The organism is Microcoleus sp. Aus8_D2 (assembly GCF_036702665.1).
GTDB lineage: Bacteria > Cyanobacteriota > Cyanobacteriia > Cyanobacteriales > Microcoleaceae > Microcoleus.
Map to the genome: position 1 here is coordinate 49,693 of NZ_JAUBUN010000049.1, position 1,510 is coordinate 51,202.

At 43.9% G+C, this 1,510-nt stretch carries 1 protein-coding gene; it reads right to left on the reverse strand.

Translation table 11 applies throughout. The features are described from left to right. Positions 1-1,112, reverse strand: a 1,112-nt coding sequence (locus QUB64_RS27735) for a hypothetical protein (RefSeq protein WP_333325138.1), incomplete at its 3' end; no start/stop codon positions are given. Positions 1,113-1,510 lie beyond the last annotated feature (398 nt).

Sequence of the window (1,510 nt, forward strand, 5' to 3'; positions counted from 1 at the left end):
TGAAGTTCCGAGATTTGAGAAGTGAGTTGTGACCGTTCTGTGTTAGCATTTTCTAAATTAGATTGCAGTTGCGATCGCTCTAGATATACAATTTCTAAATGCTGTTCTAATTCGGATACTTGAGCTTGCAGTTGAGTTTGACTCTGATTGGCTGTCTCGATTTGACTTGGGAATTCCGAGAGTTGAGCGTAAATGTGCGATCGCTCTGTGCGAGAAGTTTCTAGCTGAGCCTGCAATTCGGACAACTGAGACAGCAGTTGTTCTCGCTCTCGAACCACCATTTGCGATCGAGTTTCCAGCTCAGATACTTGAGAATTTAGCTGCATTTTATCCCGATTAGCAGCTTCTAACTGTGTTTCCAGCTCTAATAATTCAGGCTGAGGTTGCTGTGGTTGTTGGCGAGCGGTTTGCAATTGAGAGTTGAGTATTTCTCGTTCTTGCTCTGCACTCTCCAGTTGAGCTTGCAAATCTGCAAGTAGAGACTGAAGTTGCTCCCGCTCTTGAATCGAGCGATCGAACTTAATTTGAATTTCCGACAACTGGTACTGTACCTGCAATCTGCTTTGACTAGCAGTTTCCAACTGACTTTCAACTTCCGACAGCAGAGCGTGAAATTGAGAACGTTCTGCATCAACTGTCTCTAATTCTGCTTGCATTTCCAGCATTTGAGCGTTAAGTTGCGATCGCTCCTGAGCCGCCACTTCTAACTGATATTTAAGTTCTGCCACTTCCGCTAACTGCGACTGAGCTTGTTCAGCATTTTCTAGCTGAAACTGCAAATCCGCAATCAGAGTATTAACTTGCGATCGCTCCTGAGCAATTCCTGCCAAAAATCCTTCCAATTCCGACACTTGAGTATTTAACAAATCTTGCTCGCCCGTCACAACTTCTAAGCGACTTTGCAACTGGGACAATTCATAATTTAGCTGATTTTCATTCTGCATCTTTTCCCGCAATTCCGAATTTCTGGCATCCAACTGCGACGCCAGCTTCGATATAGCCTCCTGCGAACCCTGCATCCGCACCAAATTGCGTGAATTTCGCTTATTCAAAATTAGCCAGCAGACTAATGCCCCGCCTCCAAACCCTATTAAGAAAAGTAATGCTTCCATTTGTTGTATCTAATTGATATAAATTGAGTTACCTTGCTGCTTGTCCTCAAAAAAAGGACATCCAGAAATTGTTATCTTACTCAAGGCTATCACAACTTGCGCGCCTGTGTTTACTTGGAGCGACAATTTATATTTGTTTACAAAAGCCCAATGGTTCATTCAGTTGACCGCTTGACAGTTGACCGCTTGACAGTTGATAGTTGACCGCTGGAGGGCACTTGACAAAAGAAGGAAAAGGATTGGAGTAATGAATCGTCTGATTTTAATTTATCCCGATCGGGCTTTGGGCCTTAAACCAATTCTTTCTGGTAAGATATTTCGTATTTAAATTGTATGTCCAGAAATCATCAACGGTTCGCGCGTGCCCCCTGTCCGCTCTCATGCTGCGGACAGGGGGC